3 protein-coding genes are annotated in these 16,250 nt (G+C 72.4%); 2 read left to right on the top strand and 1 reads right to left on the bottom strand.

The window, feature by feature from the left end:
• The first annotated feature begins 12 nt into the window (after positions 1 to 12).
• Both E1285_RS35360 and E1285_RS35365 read left to right on the top strand, forming a co-directional pair.
• Positions 13 to 6,801, top strand: coding sequence for a type I polyketide synthase (locus E1285_RS35360; protein WP_243723272.1), 6,789 nt, complete (start codon positions 13 to 15; stop codon positions 6,799 to 6,801).
• Between the two features lie 473 nt (positions 6,802 to 7,274).
• Positions 7,275 to 10,079: an AAA family ATPase gene (locus tag E1285_RS35365; protein WP_132158945.1), complete on the top strand. Its 2,805-nt coding sequence runs from the start codon at positions 7,275 to 7,277 to the stop codon at positions 10,077 to 10,079.
• Positions 10,080 to 10,163: 84 nt separating this feature from the next.
• On the opposite strand, the gene E1285_RS35370 is transcribed toward E1285_RS35365, so the two are convergent.
• Positions 10,164 to 16,238, bottom strand: coding sequence for a type I polyketide synthase (locus E1285_RS35370; RefSeq protein WP_243723274.1), 6,075 nt, complete (start codon positions 16,236 to 16,238; stop codon positions 10,164 to 10,166).
• Positions 16,239 to 16,250 lie beyond the last annotated feature (12 nt).

A 16,250-nucleotide genomic window follows, 5' to 3' on the forward strand; every position in this document is an offset into this window, starting at 1 on the left:
GCGGCAGGAATCTTGGATGACGGGGTGGTCTCGTCGTTGACCGCTGAGCGGTTGGACGGGGTGCTGGCGCCGAAGGTGGATGCGGCGTGGCATCTGCATGAGCTGACCCGCGATCTGGATCTGTCGGCGTTCGTGTTGTTCTCGTCGGTTGCGGGTGTGCTGGGCGGGCCGGGGCAGGGCAACTACGCGGCGGCCAACGCCTATCTGGATGCGCTGGCGCAGTTCCGCCGGGCGCAGGGGCTGCCGGCCCAGTCGCTGGCTTGGGGCCCCTGGGCGGCCGATGGCATGGCGGCCGACCTAGACCACACCGACCGCGCCCGCATGGCGCGGGACGGCCTGCTCGCGATATCGCCCGACGAGGGTCTGGCGCTGCTCGACGCCGCCGGACACCTCGACCACCCAACACTGGTCCCGGTGAAGCTGGAACCCAAGACGCTACGTCGGCACATGGGACAGCCGATACAGCGTTCCAGCATGTCCGGCTCCGCCATGGACTCGTCCTTGGCGGGACGGTTGCTGACGGTGTCTGAGGACGAGCGGTTGGCGCTGGTGGTGGAGGTGGCCCGGGAGCGGGTGGCCGGGGTGCTCGGGCATGGGTCCGGTGCGGCGGTTCCGGTGTCCCGGGCGTTTCAGGATCTGGGTTTTGATTCGTTGACCGCGGTGGAGTTGCGCAATGCGTTGTCTGGGGTGACCGGGCTGCGGTTGCCGGCGACGCTGGTGTTCGATTACCCCAACGTGCAGGCGCTGGCGGGGTATCTGCTGGGCGAGTTGGCCGGTGGCGCCGCCCCGGCGGTGTCCGGGCCGGCGCCCGGTCACGGTGTGGTCAGCGATGAGCCGATCGCGATCGTGGGGATCGGGTGCCGCTACCCCGGCGGGGTGGCCTCGCCGGAGGAGCTGTGGCGGCTGGTCGCCGAGGGCATCGACGCGGTGTCGCCGTTCCCGGCCGATCGGGGCTGGGACGATGCCGCCTCGGGCAGCATCACCCGGCAGGGCGGGTTCCTGCACGACGCGGGCGAGTTCGATCCGGGGTTCTTCGGGATCAGCCCGCGTGAGGCGCTGGTGATGGATCCGCAGCAGCGGCTGCTGCTGGAGACCTGCTGGGAGGCGCTGGAGCGGGCGGGTATCGACCCGCACGCGCTGCGCGGCTCCTTGACCGGGGTGTTCGCCGGGGTGATGTACCACGACTACGCCGCCGGGGCCAGCGCGGGCAGCGTGGTCTCCGGCCGCGTCGCCTACACCCTGGGCCTGCAAGGCCCCGCCCTGTCGGTGGACACCGCCTGCTCCTCCTCACTGGTGGCGCTGCATCTGGCCGGGCAGGCCCTGCGGCAGGGCGAGTGCTCTCTTGCTCTGGCCGGTGGGGTGGCGGTGATGGCCACACCGGAGTCTTTCGTGGAGTTCAGCCGCCAACGCGGCCTGTCCCGGGATGGCCGCTGCAAGTCCTTCGCCGCCTCCGCCGACGGCACCGGCTGGGCCGAAGGCGCCGGGATACTGGTCCTGGAACGGCTCTCAGACGCCGAACGCAACCACCACCCGGTACTGGCGGTGATCCGCGGCACCGCCGTCAACCAGGACGGCGCCTCCAACGGCCTGACCGCACCCAACGGCCCCGCCCAGCAACGCGTCATCACCCAAGCCCTCACCAGCGCCGGACTCACCCCCACCGACATCGACGCCGTCGAAGCCCACGGCACCGGCACCACCCTCGGCGACCCCATCGAAGCCCAAGCACTCATCGCCACCTACGGCAAACACCGGCCCCAGAATCGGCCGCTATGGCTCGGTTCCCTGAAGTCCAACATCGGCCACAGCCAATCCGCAGCGGGTGTCGGTGGCGTCATAAAGATCGTGATGGCCCTCCAACACGGAATCCTTCCGAAGACGCTTCATATCGACCAGCCCAGCCCGCACGTCGACTGGACGGCGGGTTCGGTGCGGTTGCTGACCGAGCCGCAGCCCTGGGAGCCCAACGGGCATCCGCGGCGGGCCGGCGTCTCCTCGTTCGGCTATAGCGGCACCAACGCCCACGTCATCCTCGAAGAGGCACCCGACCAGGACACTCCCCGGCTCGACCCCGTCTCCGACGACCTCGAACCCGGTGGGCCGACGGCGTGGATGCTGTCGGCGCACAGCGAGGCGGCTCTGCGCGACCAGGCGCGGCGGCTGCGTGACCACGTGATCCGCACCGGCTCCGCGGGCCTGGCGGACGTGGGGGCCGCGCTGGCGACGGGCCGGTCCAGGCTCGCGCACCGCGCGGTACTGGTGGGCGGCGAACGAACCGAGATGCTCGACGGCCTGGCCGCGCTGGCGTCAGGGGCGAGCGCCGACGGGCCGGTCCAGGGACGGGCCGCCGAGGCGCGCAAGGCCGTCTTCGTCTTCCCCGGCCAGGGCTCCCAATGGATCGGTATGGCGCTGGAGCTGATGGACGCCTCCCCGGTGTTCGCGGAGCAGATGCGCTCCTGCGGCGAGGCGCTCGCCCCGCACACCGGCTGGTCGCTGGATGAGGTGTTGCGCGCCCCCGCCGAGGACGGCCGGCTGGAGCGGGCCGACGTCGTGCAGCCCGCACTGTGGGCGATCATGGTCTCGCTGGCCGGGCTGTGGCGCTCGTACGGGGTCGAACCGGCCGCCGTCGTCGGCCACTCGCAGGGCGAGATCGCCGCCGCCTGCGTGGCGGGCGCACTGTCGCTCGACGACGCGGCCAAGATCGTCGCCCTGCGCAGCAAGGCCCTGACCGCCCTGTCCGGCGGCGGCGGGATGATGTCGATCGCGCTGCCGGCCGCGCAGGTGACCGACCGTATCGCCCCATGGGGCGACCGGCTCGGCCTCGCGACGATCAACGGGCCGAACGCGACGGTCGTGTCCGGCGACGGGGCCGCCCTTGACGAGCTGCTGGAACACTGCCGCGACGAGGGTGTGCACGCCCGGCGGCTGCCCGTCGACTACGCCTCCCACTCGCCGCACGTCGAGGCGATCGAGGATCGGCTGGCGGGGCTGCTCGCCGGTGTGGTGCCGCGCCGGTCGGCCATCGCCTTCTACTCGACCGTGACCGGCCGGGAAGCCGACACCACCGAGCTGGACGCCGCGTACTGGTACCGCAACCTGCGGCAGACCGTCCGGTTCGACCAGGCGCTCGGCGCGCTGCTGGAGCACGGCCATGACGCGTTCATCGAGGTGAGTCCCCATCCGATCCTCACGTCGAGCATCGAGGAGGCCATCGACGCTGCCGGTGCGGCCGGTGTCGTCCTGCACACTCTGCGGCGCGACGAGGGCGGTCCGCGGCGCATGCTGTCCTCCCTGGGGCAGGCCCACGTCGCGGGGGTCGCGGTCGACTGGCGTCCGGTGTTCCCCGGTCCCGCCAGGCGGGTGGACCTGCCCACGTACGCGTTCCAGCGCCAGCGGTTCTGGTTGGAGGGGGCCTCGGCGGGCGATCCCGCGGGCATCGGCCAATCCGCCGCCGGACATCCGCTGCTCGACGCCGCGGTGCCGCTGGCCGGCGCCGACGGCCTGGTGCTGACCGGCAGGCTGTCGCTGGACGCGCAGCCTTGGCTGGCCGACCACGTGGCCTTGGACACGGTGCTGCTGCCCGGCACCGCCTTCGTCGAACTCGCGCTGCACGCCGGTGAACGGACCGGCTGCCCGGTGATCGAGGAACTGACCCTTCAGGCGCCGCTGGTGCTTCCGGACACCGGCGGCACCGCCGTGCAGGTCCTCGTCGGCGCGGCCGACGAGACCGGCCGGCGGTCGGTGGAGATCCATTCGCGCGAGGACGGCGCCTTCGACGACGCGTCATGGACGCGGCACGCCGGCGGCGTGCTGGCACCGGCGGCCGGAGCCGTCGAGCCGGCGGGGCTGGACGTCTGGCCCCCCGCGGGCGCGGAGCCGATCGACCTGACCGGCTTCTACGCCGGGCTGCTGGATCGCGGTTACGAGTACGGACCCGGTTTCACCGGGCTGCAGGAGGCCTGGCGTCGCGACGACGCGCTGTTCGCCGAGGTCGCGCTGCCCGAGGAGACCGCCGCGGCGGCCGCCGCCTTCGGCCTGCACCCGGCGCTGCTCGACGCGTCGCTGCACGTGACCTTCCCGGAGGCCGACGGCGCCGGGGAAGGGCCGTGGATCCCGTTCGCCTGGAGCGGGGTGCGCCTGCACGCCGCCGGCGCCGCGCGGGTCCGGGTCCGGATCTCGCCCGCCGGGGCCGGGCTGCGGGTCACCGTCGCCGACGGCGCGGGCGCCCCGGTGGCCACGGTGGACTCGCTGATCCCGCGGCCCGTGTCGGCCGAGCAGCTCAACGCCGGACGCGGCCGCCACGAGTCGCTGTTCCGCGAGATGTGGACGCCCGCGACTCCGTCGGCTCCACCCGCCGGGTCCTGGGCCCTGCTCGGCGACGACGCGCACGGCCTGGGCATCGAGGGGCGCCACCCCGACCTCAAGGCCGTGGCCGCGGCGATGCCCGGGACGGTGGTGGTCTGCTGCCCTTCCGGCACCGGCCCGCAGGTGCCGGGCCAGGTGCGGTCCGTGTCGGCCCAGGTGCTGGAGCTGCTGCAGGAGTGGTCGGCCGAGGAGCGGCTGGAGTCGTCGCGGCTGGTGCTGGTGACCTGCGGCGCGGTCGCCGTGGCCGAGGACGAGGACGTCCCGGACCTGGCGCAGGCGGCGGTGTGGGGACTGGTGCGCTCGGCGCAGGCGGAGCAGCCGGACCGGTACGTCCTCGTCGACCTGGACGGCCGGCCCGAGTCGGCGGCGATGCTGCGGACCGCCGCCGGTTCGGGAGAACCGCAGCTGGCGATCCGCGATGGCCGGGTCCACGTCCCGCGCCTGAACCGGGCCCCGGCCCCGCCGTCACCCGCCGGTCCCGCGTGGGACGCGGCCGGAACCGTCCTCGTCACCGGCGGAACCGGGGGCCTCGGCAGTCTGGTCGCCCGCCACCTGGTCGCCGAGCACGGCGTGCGGCGGCTGCTGCTGACCAGCCGCCGGGGGATGGCGGCCGACGGCGCCGCCGAGCTGGTGGCGCAGCTGTCGGACCTCGGCGCCGAGGTCGAGGTCGCGGCCTGCGACGTGGGCGACCGCGGCGCGCTGGCCGAGCTGCTGTCCGGCCGCCGGCTGACCGGGGTCGTGCACGCCGCGGGCGTCGGAGCCAACGGTGTCGTCGCGTCGCTGACACCGGACATGATCGACTACGTGCTGCGCCCGAAGGCGGACGCCGCCTGGTACCTGCACGAGCTGACCCGCGACATGCCGCTTTCGGCGTTCGTGATGTTCTCCTCGATTTCGAGCGTCGTGGACGGGCCCGGCCAGGGCAACTACGCCGCCGCCAACCGGTTCCTGACCGCGCTGGCCCGGCACCGGCACGCGCAGGGCCTGCCGGCGCAGTCGCTGGCTTGGGGCCTGTGGGGTGACGGGCACGGAATGGTGCAGCTGCTGTCGGAGGGCGACCTGCAGCGGATCCGCCGGTGGGGCATGGTCGAGATGACGGCCGCGCAAGGCCTGGAGCTCTTCGACGCCGCCATCGCGTCGGCCGAGCCCGCGCTGGTGCCCGCCCGCCTGGACATCGCCGCCATCCGGAGCCGTGCCGAGGGAATCCCGGCCCTTTACCGAAGCCTCGCCGGAACCCGCGCACGCCGCACCGCGCGTGCGGCGCCTTCCGGCGGTGACACGAGCCTGGCGCAGCGGCTGGCCGGAACGCCGGAGGACGAGCGCGCGCAGGCGGTCCTCGATGTGGTCCTCGGACACGTCGCGGCGGTCCTGGGGCATGCGGACCCCGCCGCGGTCGAGCCCGACAGCGCCTTCCTGGAGGTGGGCTTCGACTCGCTGACCGCCGTGGAGCTCAGAAACCGGCTCAAGACGGCCGCCGGGGTGCAGATCCCGGTCACCGCGGTGTTCGACCACCCGAGCGCGCGGGCGCTCGCCGGCCACCTGCTGCGCGAGATCGGCGTGCGGCCCGCCGGGGGCGGCGGCGCCTCGGCGCCCGCCGCCGGCCCGGCGCCGGACATGGTGGCCGCGATGGTCCGCGAGGCCCTGGACCGGGGCATGCACGCCCAGGCCACCGCCCTGCTGCAGGCCACCGCCGACCTGCGGCCGACCTTCGAGGTGACCGACGGGCCGCACCTGCGGCCCAAGCCGGTGAAACTCGCAGAAGGACCCCGTCGGCCCGGCCTGTTCGGCGTCCCGTCGCCGGGGGCGATGGGCGGCGCCCACCAGTTCGTGCGGCTGGCCGCCGAACTGCGTGGAGTGCGGGAACTGTCGGCGGTGTCGCTGCCCGGCTACGCCGACGGCGAGAGCCTGCCCCGCTCGTTCGACACCGTGGTCCGCGGCTGCGCCCAGAGCGTCCCGGAGGCCATGGGCGACGCGCCGTTCGCGCTGCTGGGTTATTCGGCCGGCGGCGTGTTCGCGCACGCGGCGGCCAAGCGGTTGGAGGACATGGGCACCGGGCCGGCGGCGCTCGTGCTGCTGGACACCTACCCGCCGCGGACGGATGGACTGGGCGACCTGATCACCCAGATGTTCAAGCCGATGTTCGAGCTGGAGGACCTGTTCGGGCCGTTCAGCAGCGTGCGGCTGTCGGCGACCGAATGGTACGGGCGGCTCATGGACGGTTGTGAGCTCGCCGCCATCGAGGCGCCGATCCTGTTCATCCGGCCCCGGGACTGGGTCGATGACCAGGACCCGGCCCTGGCCACCGGCGCCTGGCGTGCGTCGTGGGACACCGCGCACACGGTCATCGAGCTGCCGACCGACCACTTCGGCCTCATCGGGGCCCACGCCGCGCAAACGGCGCAGGCGATCGACGACTGGTTCGAATCCGAGTTTTGAAATGGGGACACGAGGGGGCGGTAGGTCAACGGGGGAAGTTGTCCACCTGTGGACGGCCAAGACGTATCATAATGGTCACGCTTGGTTCATGTAGGGGGACGGGGTATCTGCGGTATACGGGGGCCTTCGCCTTTTCCCTTTCTGGGGTAGCGCGGCGTGATCCTTCTGGAACTCGCTGCGGTCAGGGCATTCGGCGACCTGCGGGATCAGTGGCCCGCGCACGGTGAAAAGCGGGTCGCAAAGGGGCGTCCGGGCTTTTCGAAACCCGAGATGGAACGAATGTCCATGAACGTGACGGTAGGTTAACAGGGTGTTGCGTGGATGTTAAGACGCACCCCCCGCCTTGCGTCCACGCAATAGTGCTTGTGAAGATCATGGCCGCCGGGGTACATTTTTTCCCCAAATAGATGGCAGCTTTCTCCCCCGCAGTTCTGAGACAGGGTTAGTGCAAAAGGAACAGGACCGGGACGGACATGCTCCTAGAAAGAGACAACGAGCAAGCTAGTCTTGATCATCTGTTGGCGGACAGCGCGAGCGGCAAGGGCCGGGTCGCGGTGGTGACCGGGGCGAAGGGCGGCGGCAAGACCGCACTCCTCTACAGCTTCGCCGAACGTGCGGCCGAGACGGGCGTGCTGTGGCTCAGCGCCATCGGATCGCGGGCGGAGCGCGACCTGCCGCTCGGCGTCGTCAGCCAACTCTTCCTCAACGCGTCCATCCCGGCCGAGCGGGCAGTGCTGGCCACCCAGCTGCTGGACTCGGCCGACGTGCCGGACGCCGACTGGTACGACACACCGCCGGGGGCGGTGGAACGACTGCGCATCACCCAGGGTCTCTGCAACGCGGTGGTCAACCTCTCCAAGACCCAGCCGGTCCTCGTCACCATCGACGACGTCCACTACGCCGACAAGGCGTCCCTCTGGCAGCTCCAGTTCCTCATCCGCCGGCTGACCACCGCACGCATCCTGCTGGTGCTCACCCAGGCCGACCCCGCGATAACGATCGATCCCGCCCTGGGCCTCGACCTGCTGCACCATCCCCGCTGCCTGCAGATCGAAGTCCCCCCGCTGTCGGCCGCCGGGGTCACCGACCTGCTGCGCCGGAAGCTGGACGTCCCGGACGTCGAGGGCCTCGGCGCGTGGTACCACCAGGTCAGCGGGGGGAACCCGCTCCTGGTCAACGCGCTGCTCGACGATCACCGCGGCCTGCTGCGGGGAGGGGAGGAGCCGCAGCGGCCGGACGCCCCCGGCGCGATCGCCGGGCCGCGGCTGACCCGCTCGGTGCTGGCCCTGCTGGAGCTCAGCGCCCCCAAGGCCAGAGAAGTCGCCCGGGGACTGGCCGTGCTCGGCGACGGCTTCGCGCACCGGCTTTTCGACCTGCTCGACATGGACCGCGGCACGATCGGCGAGGCGCTCGACTACCTGGCCGCGGTCGGGCTGCTGTCCGCCGAGCGCTTCCGCCATCCGATCGTGCGCTCCGCCGTGCTGTCGGGAATGGCGGCCGAGCACCGCATGGAACTGAACCACCGGGCGGCCCGGCTGCTGCACACCGAGGGCGCCGCCCCCATCGCGGTGGCCCGGTACCTCATCTCGGCCCGCCCGCCCCGGGACCCGTGGGTGCTTCCGGTGCTGCGCGAGGCCGCCGAGCAGGCGCTGCTCAACGACGATGCCGAGCTGGCGGTCAGGTGCCTGAAGGTGGCGGCCGCCATCTGCGCCGACGAACCGCAGCGCGCCCAGATCACCGCGATGCTGGCCCGCGCCGAGTGGCGCATCAATCCCGCGCTCGCCGAACGGCACATCCCGGAACTCACCGAGGCCGCCCTCGCCGGATCGCTGCGGCACTCCGAAACGCACGATCTCATCCGCTCGATGCTCTGGCACGGGTGGCTGGACCCCGCCCGGAAGCTCCTGGAAACGTGTGCCGCGCAGGCCGGCGGAACCGACGCCGAGACCGCCGCGCAACTGAGCATCGTGCGGCATTGGGCGGGGTCCAGCTATCCGGCCCTCCCGAACGCCGGCGAGCTCGAGCCGAGCGCCGCTGACGGCAAGGCGCCCATCACCACGACCACCAACCTGCGGCTGCACGCCGCGCGGCTGCTCACCGGCGTGCTCCGGGACGAGCCCGGCAATGTCAGCACCAAGATGGTCGAGCGCGTTCTGCAGTCGGTCACGCTGAACGACGACGCCGAGGCCGTCCAGTCCGCGCTCTACGCCCTCATCTACTCCGACCGGATCGACAGGGCGGCGCACTGGAGCGAGCTGCGCCACCAGGAGGCGCTGGAACGTGACCTTCCCACCTGGCGGGCGATGATCGACTCCATCCGCGCCGAGGTGGCGCTCCGGCAGGGCGAGCTGGTGGCGGCCGAGCAGCATGCCCGGGCGGCCCTGGACGTGCTGCGCCCGCGAAGCTGGGGAGTCGCCGCCGGTCTGCCGCTGGCGACCCTGCTGCACGCCACGACCGAGATGGGCAAGTACGACGAGGCCGCCGGCCTGCTGCGCCAGCCCGTCCCCGACGCGATGCTCGAGACCCGGTTCGGACTGCACTACCTCTACGCCCGCGGCCACTACCGGCTGGCGCTCAACCAGGTCCAGGCGGCGCTCGGCGACTTCCTGAACTGCGGCGACCTGATGCGCAAATGGGGCGTGGACGTCCCGGCGCTGGTCTCCTGGCGCACCGGCGCGGCCGCGGCCTACCTGCGGCTGAGCGATCAGGAGCGGGCCCGGAAGCTGATGGAGGAGCAGCGCACCCTTCCGGGCGCGCGAACCCCCCGAACCCGCGGCATCTCGCTTCGGCTTTTCGCGGCGACCGTCGAACTCCGGCAGCGCCCCGCGCTGCTGCGCGAGGCGGTCGACCTGCTGCAGTCCGCCGGGGACGGACTCCAGCGAGCGTACGCCCTCGCCGCTCTCTCCGGCTCGCTGCAGGCCCTCGGCGAGATGGGAAAGTCCCGGATGATCGGCAACGTGGCGCACAGCATCGCCACCGCCTGCCACGCCGAGCCGCTGAGCCGGACGCTGCTGTCCAGCGGCGCCGGCGAGGAGGCCGGCGCCGTCGGCGGGATCACCGACTCCGACGAGAGCCTGAACGTCCTCAGCGAAGCCGAGCAGCGGGTGGCTTCGCTCGCCGCCCTCGGCTACAGCAACCGGGAGATCGCCCGGAAGATCCACATCACGACGAGCACGGTGGAGCAGCATCTGACCCGCGCCTACCGCAAGCTCAAGGTCAACGGCCGTCGTGATCTCCCCACGCGCATGTCACCGGAGATGTCGACCAGCCCGGCGTAGCCGTCCCGCAGCACCCGTGACGATGATCGGGGCCGTCCTCCGGGGCCGGCCCCGATCGTCGTCTCCGGCCGGCCCGCCCGGAATCTACAGCTCATTGTCGAGGATCTCGAACAGTTCGTCCGCCGTGGCGGACGCCAGGTCCCCGTCGACCTCGGCCGGGCCGGGCCGGTGCCCCCCGGCCCAGCTCGCGGTCAGCTCCCGCAACCGCTCGGCGATCATGGCGTGCCCGGCCCCGTCCGGCCGCACGGCGGCCAGCGCGGCACCGAGCCTGGTCAGCTCCGCGTCGAGCGCGCGCAGGTCGGCGTCCTCGGCGACCAGCTCCGAACGCAGATGGTCGGCGATCGCCGCGGCGTTCGGGTAGTCGTAGATCAGCGTCGCCGGCAGCCGCTCGCCGGTGGCGGCGCCGAGCCGGTTGCGCAGCTCCAGTGCCGCCAGCGAGTCCATCCCCAGTTCGAGGAACCCGCGCTCGGGGTCCACGTCCTGCGGCCCGGCGTGCCCGAGCACCGCGGCGACGCCGCCGCGCACGAGCTCCAGCAGCGATTCGGCCGCCTCGGCCGAACTCAGGCCGGCCAGCCGGGCGGCCAGCGGCTGCTCGTCCGGCGCTCCGGCCGCGTCGGCGTCCGCCGCGCGAGCGCGGTGCCGGACGGTCGTGGCGGCGAACCCGCGCAACAGGGCCGGCAGCTCGTCGGGGCGTGCCCGCAGCGCCTTCCGGTCGAGCCGGACGGGCACCGGCACGGTCTCGCCGGAGGCCATCGCCTCGTCGAACAGGGCCAGGCCCCGTTCGGGAGGCAGCTCCAAGATCCCGAGCCGCCCGATCCGGTCCGCGTCGACCCCGGGTTCGCCGTCCCCCGCCCCCTCCCAGAGGCCCCACGCGAGGGAAGTCGCGGGAAGACCTTCGGCGCGGCGGTGGTGCGCCAGCGCGTCCAGGAACACGTTCGCCGCCGCGTAGTCGGCCTGGCCCGCGGTCAGGATCAGCCCGCCGACGGATGAGAACAGCACGAAGGCGGACAGGTCCAGGTCCCGGGTCTCCTCATGCAGCCGCCAGGCCGCGTCGACCTTGGGCCGCAGCACGCGGTCGACGTCCTCGGGCGCCAGCGCACCGACCACGCCTCCGGACATGGCCCCGGCGGCATGCACCACGCCGGTCAGCGGGTGCTCGGACGGGATCGCGGCGATGAGCCCGGCCAGCGACTCCCCGTCGGTCACGTCGACCGCGGCGATCCGCACCTCGGCGCCGAGCTCGGTCAGCTCGGCGGCGAGGGCCGCGGCCCCGGGCGCGTCCGGTCCGCGGCGCCCGGCCAGCAGGAGGCGGCGAACGCCGTGCTCGCGGACCAGCCGCCGCGCGACCAGGCCGCCCAGCAGGCCGGTACCGCCGGTGATCAGCACTGTCCCGTCGCCGCCCCAGGGGGAGGCGGCGTCCTGGACCGGCAGCGTGGCGAGCCGGGGGACCAGGACATGACCGGAGCGGACGGCGACCTCGGGCTCCAGCGAGCTGAGGGCTCCGGCCGGCAGCGGACCGTCATCCAGATCGACCAACCCGAACCGGCCCGGATTCTCCGCCTGCGCGGCACGTACGACGCCCCAGACGGGGGCCTGGACGGGATCGGTTCCGGCGTCGTCCGGCACGGCCGGTACCGCCCCGCGGGTGACCAGCACCAGCCGGGCGGGGGCGAACCGGTCGTCGGCCAGCCAGGTCTGGACCGCGGCCAGCGCCCAGTGCACGGCCGCGCGGGCTCGCCCTGGGACGTCGGCGCCCCGTTCCGCGAACGCGGCCGGGTGAAGGACGACCGTCTCCGGGACCGATGCCGTGCCCGCAGTGATCGCCTCGGCGAGTTCCGCCAGGCCCGGGTAGTCCGCCGCCGCGCCCACCGTGACAGGACCGGGCTGCGTCGAGGGCGGGGGATCGTGCCGGATCCACTCGATCCGGTACAGGTCCCGGTCGTCTACGCCGTTCAGCGCCCCGAGTCGCTCGGCCGAGATGGGCCGCAGCAGGAGGGAGCCGACGGACGCGACAGGGGCGCCGTTGGTGTCGGCGATGGTCAGAGCGACCGCGTCCTGCCCCGCCGTGGACATCCGTACGCGAACGGCCCTCGCGCCGGCCGCGTACAACTCGACACCGGTCCAGGCGAAAGGAATCTGAGTGTCGCGCTCGGTGTACTCGGGGCCCTCGTCGGTGAGGTAGTCGGTGATGTGCAGCACGGCGTCCAGCAGCGCCGGGTGCAGGCCGAAGTCGGTGGGATCAGCCTCGCCGGGAAGGACGATCTCGGCGTAGACGTCGCCGTCATGACGCCATACGGCGCGGACACCTTGGAAGGCGGGGCCGTATCCGTAGCCCTGCGCTGCCAGATGGTCGTACAGGCGCTGAGAGTCGGCGGGCTCGGCGCCGACAGGTGGCCATACGTCCGCGCCCAGGTGGTCGGCCTCGCTCGGCGCGTCCGAGGGCGCCAGTGTGCCGGCAGCATTCAGGGTCCATGGTGAGTCGGTGCTGGTGTCGGGGCGGGAGTGGATTTCTATGGTGCGGTGGCCGGTGTCGTGGGGTCCGGTCACGGTGACCTGGATGGCGGTGCCGTGGTCGGGCGATAGGAGTAGGGGGTTGTGCAGGGTGAGTTCGTCCAGGGATGGGCAGTCGACCTGGTCGCCGGCGTGGAGGGCGAGTTCGACGAAGGCGGTGCCGGGGAGCAGGGTGGTGCCGGTGACGGTGTGGTCGGCCAGCCAGGGGTGGGTGTCCAGGGACAGGCGGCCGGTCAGGACTGTGCCGTCGGTGCCGGGCAGCGCGACCATGGCCGCCAGCAACGGATGATCGGCGTTCTGCTGCCCCGCCGCTGCCGGATCGGCCGGGACGGCGACCGAGTCGAGCCAGTACCGCTGGCGTTGGAAGGGGTAGGTGGGCAGGTCGACGCGTTGGGCGCCGGGGAACAGCGCCGCCCAATCGACCGGGATGCCGCGGGTGTGCAGTTCCCCGACCGCCGACAGCAGTTGGCGGGGCTGGTCGCGGTCGCGGCGTTGGACGGCTATGAACTCCGCGTCGTCGCCGGGGTCGGCGGTGGCGGTCAGCGCGGCGTCGGGTCCGATTTCCAGGAAGGTGGTGACGCCGTGGCCGCGCAGGGTCTGGACACCGTCGTGGAAGCGGACGGCTTGGCGGACGTGCCGCACCCAGTAGGCCGGGGTGCACAGGTGGTCGGGGTCGGCGAGGTCGCCGGTCAGGTTGGACACGATCGGCAGGGTGGGCGGCTGGTAGGTCACGCTCGCGGCGATGTCCTCGAACTCGGCCAGCATCGGATCCATCAACACCGAATGGAACGCATGCGAGACCGGCAACGGCCTTGCGGTGTCGAACTGCGCCGCGACTTGGGCGACCGCGTCGGCGTGGCCGGAGATCACCACACCGTCCGGGGCGTTGACCGCCGCGATCTCCACCCCGTCGACCAGATGGGCCTGGACCTGGGTTTCGGTGGCGCGGATCGCGGTCATGCCCCCGCCCGTGGGCAGGGCTTGCATCAACCGGCCGCGGGCGGCCACCAGCACCGCCGCGTCGGGCAGTGACCACACTCCGGCGACGTGTGCTGCGGCCAGTTCTCCGATGGAGTGCCCGGCCAGGTAGTCCGGCCGCACCCCCCATGCTTCCAGTAGCCGGTACAGCGCCACCTCGATGGCGAACAGTGCGGGCTGCGCCCACCCGGTCTGCTCCAACCCGCCGTCGTCTTGGTTGTCGTTCCACATCACCTGGCGGAGCGGTTCGGGGAAATGGGTCATGACTTCGTCGAAGGCGTCGGCGAACGCCGGGAACGCGGCGTACAGGTCTTGGCCCATGCCGGTGCGCTGGCTGCCCTGACCGGAGAACACCACCGCCAACCGCCCACCAACAACCGAACGACCCGTGACGCTGTCCAGCCCGGTCAGGAGTTCGTCGCGGTCGGCGCCCAGCACCACCGCACGGTGCTCCAGATGAGCGCGGCCGGTGGCCAGCGAGAACCCCACATCGGCCGGGTCCAGTTCACGGTCCGCCACGTGCTCGGCCAGGCGCCGCGCCTGGGCGCGCAGACCGGCCTCGGACTTGGCCGAGAGCACCCACGGCACCACCGGCAACGCAACCCCCGGCTCAGACTCGGGAGCGGAGTGCGCCGCTGGCGCTTCTTCCAGAATCACGTGGGCGTTGGTGCCGCTGATCCCGAACGAGGAGACACCGGCCCGCCGCGGATGACCGTTGGGCTCCCAGGGCTGCGGCTCGGTCAGCAACCGCACCGCCCCACCCGACCAGTCCACATGCGGACTGGGCTCATCCACATGCAACGTCCGCGGCAACGTCCCCGCCTGCATGGCCATGACCATCTTGATCACACCCGCCACCCCGGCAGCCGCCTGAGCATGACCGATGTTCGACTTCAACGACCCCAACCACAACGGCCGACCCTCGGGCCGGTGTTTGCCGTAGGTGGCGATGAGTGCTTGGGCTTCGATGGGGTCGCCGAGGGTGGTGCCGGTGCCGTGGGCTTCGACGGCGTCGATGTCGGTGGGGGTGAGTCCGGCGCTGGTGAGGGCTTGGGTGATGACGCGTTGCTGGGCGGGGCCGTTGGGTGCGGTCAGGCCGTTGGAGGCGCCGTCCTGGTTGACTGCGGTGCCGCGGATCACCGCCAGTACCGGGTGGTGGTTGCGTTCGGCGTCTGAGAGCCGTTCCAGGACCAGTATCCCGGCGCCTTCGGCCCAGCCGGTGCCGTCGGCGGAGGCGGCGAAGGACTTGCAGCGGCCGTCGGGTGACAGGCCGCCCTGCCGGGTGAACTCGGTGAAGGTGTCGGGTGTGGCCATCACCGTGACGCCGCCGGCCAGGGCCAGGGTGCACTGGCCCTGCCGCAGGGCCTGGCCGGCCAGTTGCAAGGCCACCAGTGAGGAGGAGCAGGCGGTGTCCACCGACAGGGCGGGGCCTTGCAGGCCCAGGGTGTAGGCGACGCGGCCGGAGACCACGCTGCCCGCGCTGGCCCCGGCGGCGTAGTCGTGGTACATCACCCCGGCGAACACCCCGGTCGAGGAGCCGCGCAGCGCGTGCGGGTCGATACCCGCCCGCTCCAGCGCCTCCCAGCAGGTCTCCAGCAGCAGCCGCTGCTGCGGATCCATCACCAGCGCCTCACGCGGGCTGATCCCGAAGAACCCCGGATCGAACTCGCCCGCGTCGTGCAGGAACCCGCCCTGCCGGGTGATGCTGCCCGAGGCGGCATCGTCCCAGCCCCGATCGGCCGGGAACGGCGACACCGCGTCGATGCCCTCGGCGACCAGCCGCCACAGCTCCTCCGGCGAGGCCACCCCGCCGGGGTAGCGGCACCCGATCCCCACGATCGCGATCGGCTCATCGCTGACCACACCGTGACCGGGCGCCGGCCCGGACACCGCCGGGGCGGCGCCACCGGCCAACTCGCCCAGCAGATACCCCGCCAGCGCCTGCACGTTGGGGTAATCGAACACCAGCGTCGCCGGCAACCGCAGCCCGGTCACCCCAGACAACGCATTGCGCAACTCCACCGCGGTCAACGAATCAAAACCCAGATCCTGAAACGCCCGGGACACCGGAACCGCCGCACCGGACCCATGCCCGAGCACCCCGGCCACCCGCTCCCGGGCCACCTCCACCACCAGCGCCAACCGCTCGTCCTCAGACACCGTCAGCAACCGTCCCGCCAAGGACGAGTCCATGGCGGAGCCGGACATGCTGGAACGCTGTATCGGCTGTCCCATGTGCCGACGTAGCGTCTTGGGTTCCAGCTTCACCGGGACCAGTGTTGGGTGGTCGAGGTGTCCGGCGGCGTCGAGCAGCGCCAGACCCTCGTCGGGCGATATCGCGAGCAGGCCGTCCCGCGCCATGCGGGCGCGGTCGGTGTGGTCTAGGTCGGCCGCCATGCCATCGGCCGCCCAGGGGCCCCAAGCCAGCGACTGGGCCGGCAGCCCCTGCGCCCGGCGGAACTGCGCCAGCGCATCCAGATAGGCGTTGGCCGCCGCGTAGTTGCCCTGCCCCGGCCCGCCCAGCACACCCGCAACCGACGAGAACAACACGAACGCCGACAGATCCAGATCGCGGGTCAGCTCATGCAGATGCCACGCCGCATCCACCTTCGGCGCCAGCACCCCGTCCAACCGCTCAGCGGTCAACGACGAGACCACCCCGTCATCCAAGATTCCTGCCGC

It is taken from the genome of Actinomadura sp. 7K507 (assembly GCF_004348425.1).
GTDB lineage: Bacteria > Actinomycetota > Actinomycetes > Streptosporangiales > Streptosporangiaceae > Spirillospora.